This is a genomic window from Neorhizobium sp. LMR1-1-1.1, assembly GCF_040675795.1.
GTDB classification, from domain to species: domain Bacteria; phylum Pseudomonadota; class Alphaproteobacteria; order Rhizobiales; family Rhizobiaceae; genus Neorhizobium; species Neorhizobium cellulosilyticum.
The window spans coordinates 191,912-208,967 of record NZ_JBEGHE010000047.1 but is presented as its reverse complement, the minus strand read 5'-3'; the positions used below and the strand labels follow the sequence as shown (position 1 = coordinate 208,967).

The window sequence follows — 17,056 nt, the reverse complement described above, 5'->3', positions numbered from 1 at the left end:
ATGAACAACCATCGACGCGGACTTGTTGTAACCATCACCGGAGGCATCGCGCTCTCTTTCGACGTGCCGCTGGTGCGGCTGGGCGGCGGAGAGCTCTGGCAGACACTGGCGCTACGCTCGCTTTCGACTTTCGCGCTGGGCGTTCTCATCTGGGCCCTGCTCTCCCGGCTTCAACCAAGCAATCCCGTCCTTCGCCCCGGAAAGGCAGGCCTGCTTGCCGGTATTTTCTACGGGTTTTCGACAATCACCTTCCTTGGCGCCGTCTTCAATACAACAACGGCGAATGTCGTCTTCATCGTCGCCTTCACACCGATGTTTGCCGCGCTGTTTGGCTGGCTGCTGCTCCGTGAAAGCCTTTCACGATCGACATGGATCACCATGATCGCGATGATCGTCGGGGTTGGGATCATCGTCTCCGGAGGCCTGTCCGGCGGCGATTTGCTTGGCAATATGCTCGCCTTGACAACTACGCTTCTGCTTGCAGGCGCGATAAGCATCGGGCGCAAGACGAAGGTCGATCTGGGACTGGTGCCGCTCGCCGCGACCATCATCCCCGCAATCGTCGGCCTGGCGATGATGCAGTCGGGCGGATTGGCATCGGTCCCCTCCCCGTCGTGGGTTCTGCTCGACGGACTGGTGATGCTGCCCGTCGCCTTCTGGTGTCTCGCGACCGGCCCGAAATATCTCACCGGCGCTGAAGTCGGCATGTGCTACCTGCTTGAAACGGTCCTCGCGCCGATCTGGGTCTGGATGATCTTTGCCGAGGAAATGGAGGCAAGGACGATGCTGGGCGGAGCGATCCTGATCCTTTCTTTGATCGGCCACGCACTCTGGCAGATGCGGCGCGGCAACCAGCGTCTGCGTCTCTCCTAAGCAATTTGCCGGACGGACCGTCCCATGTTATAACGTCGTTAGAACACGAGGATCGGCCATGAAAACGACCATTCGAAAGATCGGTAATTCCGAAGGCGTCATCATCCCCAAGGAGATTCTTGACCGGCTGGGCCTGAAGGCGGGCGATAGCGTTGAAATCAACGAGCAATCCGGTCAACTGATGCTGAAACCGATGGAAGACGATTTCGCGCGACAGCTGCAACATGCCGAAATCTTCATGGACAAATACAAGACAGCACTCAAGAAACTGGCTGAGTAATGTCCATACGCTTCTCGAGAAAACCACTGGTCGAGAAGTTGCACCACCGCCAAATAGAGCGATTTGGCGGTTCTTACGGCTTGCGCGATGGGGGTATTCTTGAGTCCGCGCTGATGCGCCCGGTCAACAAGGCGGCTTACGGATCGACGGATATCTTAGAGCTTGCCGCTGCCTACCTTTACGGCCTGATCAAGAACCATGCCTTTATCGATGGCAACAAAAGGATCGCAATCGTTGCCGCGGGTGTGTTCCTGATGGATAACGGCTTTGCCATCGAAACCGATGAAGCAACCCTGTTCACCTTCGTCCTCTCCCTCGCCGCGGGAGAGATAGACGAAGAAGGCGCAACTCGTTTTCTCCGCGACCACTGCGTTCCCTACCCCGCGTAACTTCGGCCTCAGCCGAAACGATATCGCTTGCCCTGAAAACATGATATCGTCTCAGCTCAATCCGTGGAGGGCGGTATGGGCGAGACAGTGACGATCCAGAGGATCGGGGACAGATGCGGCATCATGTTGCCGCAGGAGCATCTTGATAAGCTAGGTTGGAAGGAAGGGGATCGTATCGAGATCCGCTCCGATCAGGTTCATCTCGAATTCATCGCACCGCATGACGAGGAAAGCGAGGAGCCTAGATCCTTTTCCCTGACGAATGGAACCGCGATGAGAAACTACCTCACGGCACTCAAGGAACTGGCCAGACATTAAAAGCGCCGCCCATCAGGAATGATGAACGGCGCCAGATTTCAGTGGGTTCACATCAGCCAGCAAATTTTCCGCTGCGTGGAAAACCCTTTGGAACGGTACGTCCGGCCGAAGCGCGATCACCCATCCATTCGAGCAGCTCGTCCTTCGTGCGATTGAACGCGCGGCCGGCGCTATCTTCCCAGGAAAGACCGGCGTCCATGGCAAAGCATTTGATGTCGGAAACGCCGCCATCCTTGTAGCGCTGCAGGCGCACGCCCTTGCCGCGGGTCATTTCCGGCAGCTGCTCCAGCGGGAAGACCACCATCTTGCGGTTCTCACCCACGATTGCGACATGATCGCCAGAAACCGGCACCACGAGCTTCGTCTCGTCGGGCATGCCAACATTCATCACCTGCTTGCCCTTGCGGGTATTGGCGACCATCTCGTTTTCGGCAACGACGAAGCCATAACCCGACGTCGAGGCGATGATCATCTTGCGGCTTGCATCGTGGACAAAGGCGGTCAGGATGTCCTGATCGTTTTCCATGTCGACAATGATGCGGATCGGCTCGCCATGGCCGCGGCCGCCGGGCAGCTTGTCGCCACCAAGCGTGTAGGCCTTGCCGCCGGTCGTGACGAGCAGAAGCTTGTCAGTCGTCTGGGCCGTAAACGCGATCTTCGGTCCGTCACCTTCCTTGAAGGTGAGACCCGACGTATCGGCCACATGCCCCTTGAGCGCCCTGATCCAGCCCTTCTGCGAGATGATGACGGTGATCGGCTCCTTCTCGATCATCGCCTGCTGGATGGCTTCGATGTCGGCTTCCGGCGCTTCGGCAAACTGGGTGCGGCGGCGGCCGAGTTCGGTCGCCTTGGCATAGGTCTTCTTGACGTCCTGGATCTCGACCTCGATCATTCGCCACTGCTTGTCGTCGGATGCGAGCAGTGCCTCGATGTCTGCCTTTTCCTTGGTGAGCTTGTCGTTCTCGGTGCGGATCTCGAATTCCTCGAGCTTGCGCAAATTGCGCAGCCGCATGTTGAGGATCGATTCCACCTGGAGATCGGTCAGAGACCAGCGCTCGACCATGACCGGCTTCGGCTCATCCTCTTCGCGGATGATGCGGATCACTTCGTCGATGTTGAGATAGGCGATCAGCAAGCCGCCCAAGATCTCCAAACGCCGGTCGATCGCGGCCAGACGATGACGCGAGCGGCGAACGAGCACGTCCTTGCGATGCGCCAGCCATTCGATCAGCACCTCGTTCAGCGCCATGACCTTGGGCACGCGGCCCATCGACAGAACGTTCATGTTGAGCGGAATGCGGCTTTCAAGCTCGGTCAGCTTGAACATCGATTCCATCAGGAGCGTCGCATCAACGGTACGGCTCTTCGGCACGATGACGATGCGCACGTCTTCGGCTGATTCATCGCGGATATCGTCGAGCAGCGGCAGCTTGCGGGCGATCAGCAGTTCGGCGATCTTTTCGATCAGACGCGACTTCTGCACCTGATAGGGAATTTCGGTGACGACGATCTGGTAGCCGCCGCGGCCGAGATCTTCCACTTCCCACTTGGCGCGGACACGGAAACCGCCGCGGCCGGTCTTGTAGCTCTCGATGATCGATTCACGGCTGTCGATGATGATGCCGCCGGTCGGCAGGTCCGGACCGGGGACGAAATCGACCAGCTTCTCGACCGTCGCATCCGGATGCCGGATCAGGTGGAGCGCCGCGTCGCAAAGCTCGTGGGCGTTATGCGGCGGGATGGACGTCGCCATGCCGACAGCGATCCCGGTTGCGCCATTGGCGAGCAGGTTCGGAAAAGCGCCTGGAAGAACCGTCGGCTCCGAATTGCTTTCGTCATAGGTGTCGCGGAAATCGACGGCGTCCTGATCGATCCCTTCCAGCATGAGTTCGGCCACCGACGTCATCTTGCTTTCGGTGTAACGCATGGCGGCGGGGCTATCGCCGTCGATATTGCCGAAATTGCCCTGGCCGTTGACCAGCGGATAGCGCAGCGAGAAATCCTGCGCCAGGCGCGCCAGCGCGTCGTAAATCGACTGGTCGCCGTGCGGATGATAGTTACCCATCACTTCGCCGACGATCTTGGCGCATTTGCGGAAGGCGGTGTTCGGCCGGAGGCCCATCTCGCTCATCGCATAGACGATACGGCGATGGACCGGCTTCAGTCCGTCACGGACGTCCGGCAGCGCGCGGTGCATGATGGTGGACAGCGCATAGGCGAGATAGCGCTCTTCGAGCGCTGCCTTGAGGTCCACCGGTAAAATATTGTCGCCGCCGTCGTCGCCGGGCGGATTCACGATCTGTCCCATGGGCTTTGACTAGCTCAAAGCCCGGTTTTCAGCAACAAAGCCGGGGATATCAGCCTGTGGAGAAACTAACGCTTTGATAAGGGCGTCACAAAAATGGCTCAAGCCCTTCGTCACAAAGCGATGGACGTTTCATCCGCCAGACCTATAAATGCGATTGATTTCACGGGCAGTTTTCTGCCGCAGGAGGCTTTTCATGCGTTATTCTTCCACAATCAGGCTGCTTGCAGCCGGAACGACCCTCATTGCACTCGGCACACCTGCCCTGGCGCTCGATGGAAACGATCTGGTCAAGAAGCTCAACAGCGCTCTCTACATGCAGCAGGGCGAAGGCATCGTGCCGGGTTCCGTGGAGGTCAACGGTTCCAACGTCACGCTTCGCAACAGCCGTTTCGAAGCCGGCGCCAGCCAGGGCAGCCTGCCGCTCGGCACGATCGAGATGGAGGGCGTGGAAGAGGATGCCGGCGGTTACACGATCGAGACCGTGACATTCGAGAATGTCGACCTGCGACAGGACAAGACCGAGATCAGCGCCTCCGACATCGTCATGAGCGGCGTTACCGTGCCGGCGAACACGACCGGCAATTCTTTGGACTCGGTACTGCTCTACGACGAGGCGACGACCGGCCCGATGGCGATCAAGGTCGACGGCAAGAGCGTCGCATCGATCGGATCCTCAAAGCTGACCACCGACGTCTCGGACGACGACAAGAAAATCAGCTTCGATCTGCAGGTCGCGGACATCAAGGCTGATCTCGCCACGATCGACGATCCGGCGACGAAACAGACGATCTCCGATCTCGGCATCACGTCGCTCGACGGCAAGGTCAGCATGACCGGAAGCTGGGACCTGGAACCCGGCACGCTGGCAATCGAGGAATATGCGTTCGACTTCGCCAATATCGGCAGGCTCGACATGGCATTCAGCCTCTCCGGCTACACGCTCGATTTCGTTCGTTCCGCCAATGAGACGGCACGTGCGATGGAAGCCAATCCGAACAAGGAGCAGGCAGAACAGGCCGCCAACCTCGCAATGCTCGGTCTGATGCAGCGCCTGACCTTCAACAGCGCAATGATCAGCTTTGCGGATGACGGAATTACCGAAAAGGCACTGGATGTCGTCGGCAAGCAGCAGGGCACGAGCGGCGACCAGCTCGCCCAGATGATCAAGGCGATGACACCGATCGTGCTTGCCCAGTACAACATTCCGGAATTGCAGAACGCGCTCAGCCAGGCGGTCAACACCTACCTGGACAACCCCGGCAGCCTGACGATCACCGCCCAGCCGCCGAGCCCGGTTCCCTTCCCGATGATCCTCGGTGCCGGCATGGGCGCCCCGAACACACTGCCGCAGGTGCTTGGCGTGACGGTGAAGGCGAACGACTGATATCATCGCCTCGGAAATCGAAAAGCCCGGCAGGTGACTGCCGGGCTTTTTCCGTCAGTGCGCCGGAGATGGCGCGAGAGAGGCATGTTCCTTGTCGTGGAGAGCGAAGCGATCGATCATGCTGGCACTGGCCTCATTGGCTCCCCTCACCTCGACCTCGGCACCCCGGCGGCGGAATTTCAGGACGATCTGGTCGAGTGCATCGACCGCTGAAATATCCCAGAGATGAGCGCGGCTGACGTCGATCGCCACACGCTCGAGTTTCTCTTCAAAATCGAAGGCCTGAAGCAGGGAGTGGGTCGAGGCGAAGAAGATCTGTCCTTCGACTTCATAGATACGCGTGGCGTCCTCCAGCCTGGACGACACCTTGAACATACGCGCCACCTTGCCGGCGAAAAACACGCCCGACAGCAGCACGCCGACGATCACGCCCTTGGACAGATCATGGGTGAAAAGCACGACGGCAACTGTCGCCAGCATGACGATGGACGATGTACCGGGATGGCGCTTCAGATCGACGATCGACTTCCATGAGAAGGTGCCGATCGACACCATGATCATGATCGCCACCAGCGCCGCGACCGGCACGATGCGCAGGATATCATCAAGGACCAGAAGCAGGATCAGCAGGAAGGCACCGGCAACGAAGGTGGAGAGACGTCCGCGGCCGCCCGAAGAGACATTGATTACCGACTGCCCGATCATTGCGCAGCCCCCCATGCCGCCGAACAGACCGGAGACGATATTGCCCGTGCCCTGCCCGACGCATTCGCGGCTCTTACTGCTGACGGTATCGGTCATATCGTCGACGATCTGCGCGGTCAGCAATGACTCCAGCAATCCGACCGCAGCAAGCGCCAGCGAATAGGGGAAGATGATCTGCAGCGTCTCGAATGTCAGCGGCACCATGGGAAGCGCAAAGACCGGCAAGGCGGTCGGCATTTCGCCGAGATCGGCAACCGTCCGGACATCGATGCCAAAACTCAACGTCACGATCGTCACGACGACGATGGCGACAAGCGGCGATGGCACGGCCTTGGTCAGATAGGGAAAGAGATAGATGACCGCGAGCGCCAGCGCGATCAGCGGATAGGTGACTGCGGGAACCCCGATCAGCTGCGGCAGCTGCGCTGTGAAGATGAGGACCGCCAGCGAATTGACGAAGCCTGTCATGACCGACTTGGAGACGAAGCGCATCAACCGGCCGAGCTTCAGCATGCCGGCGATGATCTGCAGCACGCCCATCAGGAGCGTTGCGGCAAACAGATATTCGATGCCGTGCTCCTTCACCAGCGGCCCCATAAGGACGGCCGTTGCTGCGGTTGCGGCGGAAATCATCGCAGGGCGACCGCCGGTAATGGCGGTGGTGCAGGCGATCGCTACGGAAGCGAAGAGACCGACCTTCGGGTCGACACCGGCAATCACGGAAAAACCGACAGCTTCCGGGATAAGGGCCAGAGCGACGACGACGCCGGAAAGGACATCGCCACGGATGTTGGAAAACCACTCGCGGCGGTAATTGGTCAAACTTGTCATGGAAAATCGCACACATTCGCGCATCGCCGCAGGAAATATCCGGGGTGTGAAAACGGCTGATGCTTTGCGTTGTCCGGCGGATCGGCGGCCGGAAGAGCCACCCGGGAGTTTCACCCGAGTCCTTGTGGTGTGTGCTGTTTAGACGCGGCTGCGAGAAGCAGCAACAAAAAATGACAAAGCCCGGAAGGCTTCAACCTTCCGGGCTTTGATTTCCGTTCAATCTGAAACGGTATTATCGATTTTACTCGAGAACCTGGATCACCGTGTGGGTCTGGGGATCGACGATCACACGTCGCTCATTGACGATGGTGTAACCGTAATTGTCATAGCCCTGAACCGGGCGAACTTCGACCGTATCGGGCAATACCCGCCCTACCAGTACATCGCCCTCGTAAGGCACGGATTCGATCGGCTGTTCCATTACATAGGTACGGACTTCACCGGGCAGCACGACCGTGGAATTGGTGGTCACCGGATCCTGGGTGATCACGGTGGTTTGGGCGAAAGCCACACCGGAAAAAGCCATCGAGGCCGCGGACACGGCCAGCAGGAACTTACGCATGTTGTTTCTCCCTTGCTTCTGCTGGCAGTAACAACACGGTCGGGATGAGATGGTTCCGCATTTTTAACTGCCTTAATTGTGGCAGAAACTATGGCAAAACTGCAGCAATACATACGCTCCTGCCCGAACGAGTATTTCGAACAGTCTGAACTTCGCCGGAGACTTGGATACGGTCAGGCGGCGCGGCTGTCGAGACGCCGATCCATTTGCTGCTTGGGCGTCAGGCGGAACATGCCGACGAGTTCGCGCAGCCGCTGTGCCTCGGTCATCAGAAGCGCACTGGCAGCATTGTTTTCCTCGACCATCGCCGCGTTCTGCTGCGTGCCCTGATCGAGCAGATTGACGGCACTGTTGATCTCCCCCAGCCCAACCGACTGTTCCCGAGCGGAAACCGCTATCGCCTCGACCTGAACATTGATCGCCTCGATGCGGCTGCTGATTCCGGTCAGTGCTTCGCCGGTATCACGCACGGAACGGACACCATCCTTCACCTCGTCCGCCGAAATCTGAATGAGCTGCTTGATCTCGCGTGCGGCATCGGCCGAGCGGCTGGCGAGTGCCCGCACCTCCTGCGCCACGACTGCGAAGCCGCGACCTGCATCCCCTGCCCTTGCCGCCTCGACACCGGCGTTCAGCGCCAAGAGGTTGGTCTGGAAAGCGATCTCATCGATCACCCCGATGATACCGGAAATCCTTGCGGAGGATCCTTCGATACGCTGCATGGCTTGTAGCGCATCCGAGACGAGGCCCCGCGTATGCTCCGCCGCCTTGTTCGCCTCGCTTGCAAGGCCATGTGCCTCCTGCGAGCGGTGCGACGAATTGCCGACATTGGCGGTGATCTCATCCAGAGCCGCCGCGGTTTCCTCAAGCGAAGCCGCCTGCTGTTCCGTGCGGCGGGAAAGATCATCGGCACTGCCCGCGATTTCGCGGCTTCCGCCTTCTATCGAGCCGCTCGCATGGGCGATCTCCGTCATCACATCCGCAAGGCGTGCCACGGTCTGGTTGAGGTCGCTGCGCAGCGCTTCGAAATCGGGAGCAAAAGGCTCGGAGAGTGTGAACGAAAGATCCCCCTCGGCCAGGCGTTGCAGACCACCAGCCAGACCGCGTGTCGCCTGTTGCAATATCCTGCGCGCCTCGGCTTCAGCTTCCTCGTGCATGCGCTTGCGTTCGTCCTCGGCATTTGCACGCGCCGCCGCGGCCTCCTGCTCAAGCCGCATGTTGGCAATCGCAGCCTCACGGAAGGTATCGAGTGCCTCAGCCATTGCACCGAATTCATTGCGACAGTGCAGTGCCGGGATGGTGATATCCGTCTGGCCATCGGCCAGCCTGCGCATGGCTCCCGTCATGGCGACGACCGGACCGGTAATGGAACGCCCGATCAGCCAGACGCCCGCGGTCAAAGTGGCGATGGCGCCAAGAAGAAGTGCTGCGACGATGAAGAGATTGCGTTCCGCAACCAGCTCGTTCTCGGTCAGCGTTTCAGCCCGCTGCGTCTCATAAGATGCTCGGACGGCTGCGACCTGCGGTTCGAGCGCCCGGTAGGCTTCAGACACGTCAGCTTCCGACTTTGCTTCCTTCAAGCTGCCATCGGCATAGAGCTTGAAAGCCGTCCGATAAACTTCCAATGCATCCATGACGCGGCTGCGCTGCGCGCCCGGACGAAAGGCCTGCTTGACCAGAAGGGTAAAGGTCTCCGCCTCTGCTGCATGCTTTTGGAGATAGCCAGCATCTCGACGCAGGATGAAATCCTTCTCGTGTCGCCGCATCATCAACATACTGGCGCGAATGGCTACATCCTCGACAGACTGAAGGCGTTCCTCGATCGAGTGCACGGCGGAGCGCATGGCGCCCTCAAGGCCGTTATTCTGGTCTAGTCCGAGATCCTGATTGTCTTTTACCAGCGTCGCAAAGGCGGCCTCATAGGCCGCAAGCCCCTCACCCAACCGGTCAAGATTGGCAGTAAGCTCACCGGTCGCAGAAGACCTCAGTCTGTCGAGCCGGGCGTGAACGCCGGCAATCACCGACTGAAACTTCTCTACAGCCACGATGTCCTTGTTCAGCAGGAAATACTGCTCCCAAAGCAGGCTGTCGCTTACGCCCGCGGACATCACCGAAACTTCCGCCTGTCTTTCCGTCAGCGCATCCGCTGTCGCCCGATATCCCCTCTCGATCTGCCGTTGACCGAGAAAGATTGCCGAGATTGCGACGATACCGACCAAGGCGAGGATGGCGAGCAGCAGCACACGATGGGAAATGCGCAGATTAGAGAAAAAGGCCAAGTCAAAAAATCCCGTGGCAGATGAATATGCCCGGATAACTGCCTGTCAGGGTTTAAATAAACCTCAATGGGAATGTTAAAATTCACAACCAGTTTTGCAATGCAGCAATGCAACTTCGCATTGCACAGCTATGCAAAACGGCGACCCGAGGGCCGCCGTTGAACTTGCTTGAAAATCGACGGGTCGAAAGACTGAAAATCAGTCTTTCTTCACTGGCGGGATCGGACGGATCGCCAGTTCGCGTAGCTGGGTCGGCGTGGCTTCCGAGGGAGCGCCCATCAGAAGATCCTGTGCCTGCTGGTTCATCGGGAACAGCGTGATTTCGCGCAGGTTCTTGGCACCGGTCAGGAGCATGACGACGCGGTCGACGCCGGCTGCCATGCCGCCATGCGGAGGCGCACCGTACTGGAAGGCGCGGTAGAGGCCACCAAAACGATCTTCGACGTCCTGCTGGGAAAGGCCGACCATTTCGAAGGCCTTGACCATGACTTCCGGCAGCTGGTTACGGATCGAGCCCGAGGCGATTTCGAAACCGTTGCAGACCATGTCGTACTGGTAGGCCTTGATCGTCAACGGATCCTGGTTCTCCAGAGCTTCGAGGCCGCCCTGCGGCATCGAGAACGGGTTGTGGGCGAAATCGATCTTCTTGTCTTCTTCGTTATATTCGAAGAACGGGAAGTCGACGATCCAGCACAGCGCGAACTGGTCCTTGTTGGCCAGACCCAGTTCGTCGGCAGCACGGTTACGGGCTTCGCCTGCGAACTTGTAGAACTTCTCCGGTTCGCCGGCGACGAAGAAGCAGGCATCGCCCGCTTCCAGACCGAGCTGTGCCGCAATAGCTGCCGTGCGCTCTTCGCCGATGTTCTTGGCGAGCGGACCGGAGCCGACAACCTTGCCTTCTTCTTCCTTCCAGAAGATGTAGCCGAGGCCTGGCTGGCCCTGCTGCTGCGCCCAGGCGTTCATGCGGTCGCAGAATGCACGGGAGCCGCCGGTCTTTGCCGGGATTGCCCAGACTTCAACCTTCGGGTTCGAAGCGATCATGCCGGCGAAGACCTTGAAGCCGGAACCGGCGAAATGCTCGGTAACCGCTTCCATCTCGATCGGGTTGCGCAGGTCCGGCTTGTCGGAACCGTATTTGCGGATCGCGACGTCATACGGGATGCGCGGGAATTCCTTGGTGACCGGTTTGCCTTCGGCAAACTCTTCGAAGATGCCGCGCATGACCGGTTCCATCGTTTCCCAGACTTCTTCCTGGGTGACGAAGCTCATTTCGAGGTCGAGCTGGTAGAATTCGCCCGGCAGGCGGTCAGCACGCGGGTCTTCGTCGCGGAAGCACGGTGCAATCTGGAAGTAGCGGTCGAAACCGGCAACCATCATCAACTGCTTGTACTGCTGCGGCGCCTGCGGCAGGGCGAAGAACTTGCCGGGGTGGATACGCGACGGCACGAGGAAGTCGCGTGCGCCTTCCGGCGAGGATGCGGTCAGGATCGGCGTGGAATATTCGGTGAAGCCACCGATCGTCATTTCGCGGCGCATGGCGGCGATGATCTGGGTGCGCTTGACGATGTTTTTGTGCAGCGTTTCGCGGCGAAGGTCGAGGAAGCGATACTTCAGGCGCACGTCTTCCGGATATTCCGGCTCACCGAAGACCGGCAGCGGCAGTTCCTTGGCAGCCGACAGAACCTCGATTTCCTTGGCGTAGAGTTCGATCTCGCCCGTCGCCATGTTCTTGTTGACGGTGTCTTCCGAACGAGCCTTGACGGTGCCGTCGATACGGATGACCCACTCGCCGCGCACGACTTCAGCCGTCTTGAAGGCCGGGCTGTCCGGGTCGCAGACGACCTGGGTCATGCCATAATGGTCGCGAAGGTCGACGAAGAGAACGCCGCCATGATCTCGCACACGATGGACCCAGCCGGAAATGCGGACATTGGAGCCGACATCCGACTTGCGGAGGGCTGCACAGGTGTGGCTGCGGTAACGATGCATAACTTCAATCCTGGACTGATGCTTGGGAACGGCTTTTTCGGCGTGCAAGGCACGGCCGCCGATCGCATGGAAAATCGGCGCGAAAAGCGCATGTGTGCTCCGATTTGTCAAGGTTGCAATGGCTCGGCAGGACCGCTTAGCACATGATAGTCGGTATCCGCCAACCTTCAGGCCGCCCACGGGCTGCGTGCTTATGTCCCTTCATCCCCTCTTCATTGTGCAAGCGAGGGGTGCGAATATGGCCCCATGGTCAAGTTTGTTCGGGTGATACTCATGCTTCTGGCCGCGCTGTTTCTGGCGCGAGGGCCGGTCGCTTATGATTCACAGCCGGCACCGGGCCATATTCATGTCAGCCATGTCGAAATCGCCCTGCATCGCGGGCAGACGCCGGTGGACGGCCGCCAGATCGAGACACAGTGCTCGAAGGCAGGATGCGCGCTTGCATCATGCCAGGTGCAATCGGTCACTGCCGCCATCCTCCCAGATTGCCCGTTAGCTATACAGCCATCTCGTTCATCGGCTTACCCACTGCCGGACGACGTAGCACCATCCTCGTTGCGTGAAGAGCCCGCCTCGCCTCCCCCCAAATCTCCGATCGGCCACTCACTGGCGGCGTGACCGCCCGAACCGAAATATTCGTTCGCCGATCCAAGGAGATTATCGTGAACAGACAGACATTTGCGGCGAGATCGCTCGCCTTCGCATTGATGAGTGCTGCATCATTCATGGCCACCGGTGCCATGGCCGCCGAGATGGTGGTCTATGAAAGCCCCTATTGCGGCTGCTGCGAAGCATGGGCCGAGGCGCTCACCGCATCCGGCATCGTGCTTCGCATGGAAAATGTCGAGGATATGGACGCATTGAAGGCCGGCTACAAAGTGCCGGAGGACGCCTGGAGCTGCCATACGGCCGTAGCGGACGGCTATGTGTTCGAGGGCCATGTGCCGCTCGAAGCCGTCAATCGTGTGCTGGCCGAGCGTCCCGACATTTCCGGCATCGCCGTTCCCGGCATGCCGAGCGGCTCGTTGGGAATGGGCGAGGATCCATCGGCAGCCTATGACGTGATTGCGTTCAGCAAGGATGGCAGCCAGTCAGTCTATATGGAAATCCGGCCGGAATAACCGCCTTCGCGCCCTGATCCCCCGGCGTCCGCCATCCGCTCCTGCTTGCTGTACAAATGCCAAGAGCGGGTGGCATTCAATATTTCCAAACCACGTTTTCCGAGGCGGCGAAGTTTTCGCATCACACGGCCTGCTTTAGCCATTTCCAGTCTGTCGTTTCCATGCGCAGCACGCTACAGCTTTTGCGACACCCCCGCGCAAAGATTCCCCCATGTCCCATATACGCCCCCTCGTGCCCCTTCTCGTCACCGCAGGCATCCTGATCGGCGGAAACGGGCTTCAGGGCACCTATATCGCGCTGCGCGGCACAGCCGAGGGTTTTTCCCCCACGGTAATCGGTATGATCGGTGCCGGATACAGCGTCGGTTTCGCCGTCGGCTGCATCTACGTTTCGCGACTGCTGCGATCGATCGGCCATATCCGCACATTTGCCGCGATGGCCGCAATCGGGGCCTCCTGTTCGATTGTCATGGCGCAGGTGATCGATCCCGTCGCATGGGCATTCCTGCGCTTCCTGATCGGCATAGCGGTCGCCAGCCTGTTTGCCACGGTCGAAAGCTGGATCAACGCAAAGGTCACCAATGAAAACAGGGCGAGAACGCTGTCGATCTACCGTTTCGTCGATCTCGGCTCGGTCACTTTCGCCCAATATCTCATCCCGACAGTCGGCATAGAAGGACAGGCGCTCTTCGCCATCATCTCGATCGCCATGACCTTGTCGCTGGTGCCGATTTCGGTCGCCGACAAATCCAGCCCCGCACCGCCGGATGCCGTGGCATTCGATCTAAAGGCCGTCTGGCAGATCTCACCGCTTGCCGTCGTCGGCGTTGTCGCCGTCGGCCTCTCCATGGCCGCCTTCCGCAATATCGGGCCGGTCTATGCGCATGAGATCGGCATGGATATCACCTCGATCGCTACCTTCATGAGCGCCGGCATCATCGGCGGCGTGGTGCTGCAATATCCGCTCGGGCTTTATTCCGACAAGCTGGACAGGCGGCGCGTCATTGTCTGGGCAACGATCGGCTCGATCCTGACCGGCGGTTATCTCTCCTTTGGTGCAGGCACGAACGAGACGGCCAATATCATTGCCGTATTCCTTTTCGGCGCATTTTCCATGCCGCTCTACTCGCTGTGTTCGGCACATGGAAACGACCACGCCAAGCCGGGACAATATGCGCTGGTTGCCGCCGGTCTGCTGTTCTTCTGGTCGGTCGGCGCGATCGTCGGCCCGCTGCTGGCCGCGACGCTACTCCAGTATCTCGGCCCACGCGCATTCTTTGCCTATACGTCCTTCATCTTTGCCGGTTTTCTGATCTTCACCATCATGCGCATGGGGGTAAGGCCGCCCGTGCCGCCATCGGAACGGCATTCCCGCTTCCGCGCCCTTTTGCGCACATCCGCCTATTTCAACCGGCTGGCGGCACCGCCTGAAAAAGATGACAGGGACTAACGCCTTAGCGAGCCTCTCCCGGTCTTGACATGCGCGGCTCAAAGGGAAAGGAAGGTTGAACACCGCACGTGAACGGACCAATGATCGAAACAACCGCAGCTCTTCAAGACGCCTGCGCCAAGCTGGCGCAATCGGATTTCATCACCATCGACACGGAGTTTCTGAGGGAAACGACGTTCTGGCCGGAACTCTGCCTCATCCAGATGGCAAGCCCGGACCTGGAGGTTCTCGTCGATCCGCTGGCAAAAGGGCTTGATCTTGCGCCCTTCTTCGAGCTGATGGCGAACTCCGCGGTGGTGAAGGTTTTCCATGCCGCACGGCAGGATATCGAAATCGTCCATCACCTCGGCAAGCTGGTGCCGCATCCGATCTTCGATACGCAGGTGGCAGCCATGGTCTGCGGTTTCGGCGACAGCGTCTCCTATGACCAGCTCGTCAGCCGCATCAAGAACGTCCATATCGACAAGTCATCCCGCTTCACCGACTGGAGCCGCCGGCCGCTTTCGGAGAAGCAGCTCGATTATGCGCTGGCCGACGTCACCCATCTCAGGGACGTCTATCTGTTCCTGAAAGAACAGTTGGATCGAGAAGGCCGTGCCTTGTGGCTGACCGAGGAAATGGCGATCCTCGAAAACCCGTCCACCTATGACCTGCACCCGGACGACGCATGGCAGCGGCTTAAAGCCCGCCTGCGCAAGCCGACCGAACTTGCCATCCTGAAATTCGTCGCCGCATGGCGCGAGCGGGAAGCCCGCAGTCGCAATGTGCCGCGTTCACGCGTCTTGAAGGACGATGCGATCTACGAAATCGCCCAGCAACAGCCGAAGGATAACGAAGCCCTCGGACGCCTGCGCACCATCCCCAAGGGCTGGGAGCGCTCGGCATCGGGAACCGCCATCGTCGAAGCGGTCAATGCCGCGCTCGCATTACCGAAGGCCGAGATGCCGCATCCGCCCAAGCACACCCACGTGCCCGAAGGCACGGCCGCCGCTGTCGAACTGCTCAAGGTTTTGCTCAAGCTCATCTCCGACAAGCAGGGAGTGGCAGCGAAGGTCATCGCCAATACGGATGATCTCGAAAAGATCGCTTCCGAAGGCGAGAATGCCAACGTGGCCGCTCTCTCAGGCTGGCGGAAAGAACTTTTCGGCGATACCGCGCTGAAGCTGATCGAAGGCGGCGTGGCGCTGCGCTTCGTCGACAAGAAGGTCGAGGCGGTCGAGCTTTAAGCTCTGACGCTTGGACACTCCCGCCATCAGGGATGCATCTTCGCTCCCTTGGTGATCTTGTCGACCAGCTTCCTTTCCGCTCTCAGCGCGATGCCGACCAGCTTGGCATCGTCAGGGCCAAACCGCGAGAAGACCTCGCGATTGGCAGCATCGTGACCGGTCGCGAACATCTCTTCGATGTAGGCTGATGTGATGACTTCGCGCTCCAGAGAGCGCTTGTGGATTACACGCAGCGTCTCCTGATCGGAGCCAAGCACAACAATCGGCTGGATCGATAGCGGATTATAGACATTATCCACCATGTCCCGGTATGCTTCGCCAATGATCGCCGGTGACTGAGCGATAATGCCGCTTGTCAAAAATGCGGTAACGTTAAGCTTCTGCCAAGTGGCAAGGTCCTCGCGGACAACAATCGCGATCTTGGTATCGAACATGCAGGAAAACTCCATTCGGGGTATCGAAAGAGCAGAACACTTAGCGGCTGCCGGTGCAGGCGGTCTTGAACGTTCGTGCAAAGGGCAATTTCGCGACGGCATGCGCGTTGCCACGCCGAGCCGGGGCGTCGAACGTATCGAGGCGCGCTTTCACGGAAACGGCTTTTCACCACACCGCCACGATACTTATGCGCTGGGACTGACGCTTCATGGCGTGCAGACTTTTCGTTATCGTGGCGCGGAACGTTTCAGCAATCCGGGCAATGTCATCGTACTGCATCCCGACGAAGTGCACGACGGTGCGGCCGGTACCGATGACGGGCTGATCTACCGGATGATCTATCTGCCGCCCGAACTGATCGGGGCCGTTGGCGGGCATCGAAGCGCCCTGCCTTTCGTCGGAAATCCCGTCGTCGCGGATGCCGGCCTCTGGCAAGCGCTCGCCGATATTCTTGGCGATCTGGATCATGAACCGGATGACCTCGCGCTCGACGACGCGGTGATGCGGATCGCTACCGGTCTCACGCAACAGGCAAGCATACCCCGCAAGGGAGTGACTGCTACGGCTCGGATTGCGGTCCTCTCCGCCCGCGATTTCATTGAGGATCGCTGCAGCGAGGCGGTGCGTTCGGAGGATCTGGAGGCAATTACCGGCATCGACCGCTACGAACTGGCTCGGCAGTTCCGCCGGCTGCTCGGCACCAGCCCGCACCGCTATCTCGTCATGCGCCGACTGGAACAGGCCAAAAGGCTGATGTCGATCGGTACCGGGCTTGCCGAAACAGCAGCCGCCGCGGGATTTTCCGATCAGGCGCATTTTACCCGGCACTTCCGCAAGGCCTTCGGCATGACGCCGGGCCGCTGGAACGAATTACGCACCGGATCGCGATAATCGCGTGAAATCTAC

The 17,056-nt window shown here is 59.5% G+C and carries 16 protein-coding genes and 1 other annotated feature; of the genes, 10 read left to right on the top strand and 6 right to left on the bottom strand.

The window, feature by feature from the left end; translation table 11 throughout:
- From MRBLMR1_RS24250 to MRBLMR1_RS24235, 4 genes are all read left to right on the top strand, one after another.
- Positions 1-873 carry a DMT family transporter gene (locus tag MRBLMR1_RS24250; protein ID WP_500066727.1) on the top strand — a complete coding sequence of 291 codons (873 nt, stop codon included), beginning with the start codon at positions 1-3 and terminating at the stop codon, positions 871-873.
- A 58-nt stretch (positions 874-931) separates the two neighbouring features.
- Complete coding sequence (locus MRBLMR1_RS24245; RefSeq protein WP_500066725.1) at positions 932-1,153, top strand: AbrB/MazE/SpoVT family DNA-binding domain-containing protein; 222 nt, start codon at positions 932-934, stop codon at positions 1,151-1,153.
- Complete coding sequence (locus tag MRBLMR1_RS24240; protein ID WP_500066723.1) at positions 1,153-1,542, top strand: type II toxin-antitoxin system death-on-curing family toxin; 390 nt, start codon at positions 1,153-1,155, stop codon at positions 1,540-1,542. The genes MRBLMR1_RS24245 and MRBLMR1_RS24240 overlap by 1 nt, the downstream gene beginning before the upstream one ends.
- A gap of 75 nt (positions 1,543-1,617) precedes the next feature.
- Positions 1,618-1,860: an AbrB/MazE/SpoVT family DNA-binding domain-containing protein gene (locus tag MRBLMR1_RS24235; RefSeq protein ID WP_312403352.1), complete on the top strand. Its 243-nt coding sequence runs from the start codon at positions 1,618-1,620 to the stop codon at positions 1,858-1,860.
- A 52-nt stretch (positions 1,861-1,912) separates the two neighbouring features.
- Here the strand turns inward: MRBLMR1_RS24235 and parC are convergent, their stop codons facing one another.
- Positions 1,913-4,168, bottom strand: coding sequence for a DNA topoisomerase IV subunit A (gene parC, locus MRBLMR1_RS24230; RefSeq protein WP_500066721.1), 2,256 nt, complete (start codon positions 4,166-4,168; stop codon positions 1,913-1,915).
- Between the two features lie 193 nt (positions 4,169-4,361).
- Here parC and MRBLMR1_RS24225 point away from each other — a divergent pair, with 193 nt between their 5' ends.
- A complete protein-coding gene (locus tag MRBLMR1_RS24225) occupies positions 4,362-5,552 on the top strand; it encodes an aq_1923 C-terminal domain (RefSeq protein WP_500066719.1) in 1,191 nt (396 codons plus the stop codon).
- Positions 5,553-5,606: 54 nt separating this feature from the next.
- Here the strand turns inward: MRBLMR1_RS24225 and MRBLMR1_RS24220 are convergent, their stop codons facing one another.
- The 4 genes from MRBLMR1_RS24220 to aspS all read right to left on the bottom strand — a co-directional run bounded on the left by MRBLMR1_RS24220 (position 5,607) and on the right by aspS (position 11,918).
- Positions 5,607-7,088, bottom strand: coding sequence for a SulP family inorganic anion transporter (locus tag MRBLMR1_RS24220; RefSeq protein WP_500066717.1), 1,482 nt, complete (start codon positions 7,086-7,088; stop codon positions 5,607-5,609).
- 67 nt (positions 7,089-7,155) lie between these two features.
- Positions 7,156-7,213: a sequence feature (sul1 is cis-regulatory element that is thought to sense ions involved in sulfur or methionine metabolism; They are found in Alphaproteobacteria), on the bottom strand.
- Positions 7,214-7,329: 116 nt separating this feature from the next.
- Positions 7,330-7,650, bottom strand: coding sequence for a DUF1236 domain-containing protein (locus tag MRBLMR1_RS24215; protein ID WP_148145350.1), 321 nt, complete (start codon positions 7,648-7,650; stop codon positions 7,330-7,332).
- 173 nt (positions 7,651-7,823) lie between these two features.
- Complete coding sequence (locus tag MRBLMR1_RS24210; RefSeq protein WP_500066715.1) at positions 7,824-9,929, bottom strand: methyl-accepting chemotaxis protein; 2,106 nt, start codon at positions 9,927-9,929, stop codon at positions 7,824-7,826.
- Between the two features lie 198 nt (positions 9,930-10,127).
- Positions 10,128-11,918: an aspartate--tRNA ligase gene (gene aspS / locus MRBLMR1_RS24205; protein ID WP_148145351.1), complete on the bottom strand. Its 1,791-nt coding sequence runs from the start codon at positions 11,916-11,918 to the stop codon at positions 10,128-10,130.
- 246 nt (positions 11,919-12,164) lie between these two features.
- On the opposite strand from aspS, the gene MRBLMR1_RS24200 reads away from it, so the two are divergent.
- The 4 genes from MRBLMR1_RS24200 (at position 12,165) to rnd (ending at position 15,715) form a co-directional block, all read left to right on the top strand.
- Positions 12,165-12,536 (top strand): hypothetical protein, encoded by a 372-nt coding sequence (locus MRBLMR1_RS24200; protein WP_148145352.1) that lies wholly within the window; start codon positions 12,165-12,167, stop codon positions 12,534-12,536.
- A gap of 44 nt (positions 12,537-12,580) precedes the next feature.
- Positions 12,581-13,039, top strand: coding sequence for a DUF411 domain-containing protein (locus tag MRBLMR1_RS24195; RefSeq protein WP_500066712.1), 459 nt, complete (start codon positions 12,581-12,583; stop codon positions 13,037-13,039).
- A gap of 211 nt (positions 13,040-13,250) precedes the next feature.
- Positions 13,251-14,489 carry an MFS transporter gene (locus MRBLMR1_RS24190; protein WP_183827174.1) on the top strand — a complete coding sequence of 413 codons (1,239 nt, stop codon included), beginning with the start codon at positions 13,251-13,253 and terminating at the stop codon, positions 14,487-14,489.
- 80 nt (positions 14,490-14,569) lie between these two features.
- Positions 14,570-15,715, top strand: coding sequence for a ribonuclease D (rnd, locus tag MRBLMR1_RS24185; RefSeq protein ID WP_500066710.1), 1,146 nt, complete (start codon positions 14,570-14,572; stop codon positions 15,713-15,715).
- A 26-nt stretch (positions 15,716-15,741) separates the two neighbouring features.
- Here rnd and MRBLMR1_RS24180 read toward each other — a convergent pair whose 3' ends face one another.
- A complete protein-coding gene (locus MRBLMR1_RS24180) occupies positions 15,742-16,149 on the bottom strand; it encodes a DUF2000 family protein (protein ID WP_148145355.1) in 408 nt (135 codons plus the stop codon).
- Between MRBLMR1_RS24180 and MRBLMR1_RS24175 the strand changes: the two genes are divergently transcribed.
- Positions 16,148-17,041, top strand: a complete 894-nt coding sequence (locus MRBLMR1_RS24175; protein WP_500066707.1) for an AraC family transcriptional regulator — start codon at positions 16,148-16,150, stop codon at positions 17,039-17,041. The genes MRBLMR1_RS24180 and MRBLMR1_RS24175 overlap by 2 nt on opposite strands.
- The last annotated feature ends 15 nt before the right edge of the window (positions 17,042-17,056 follow it).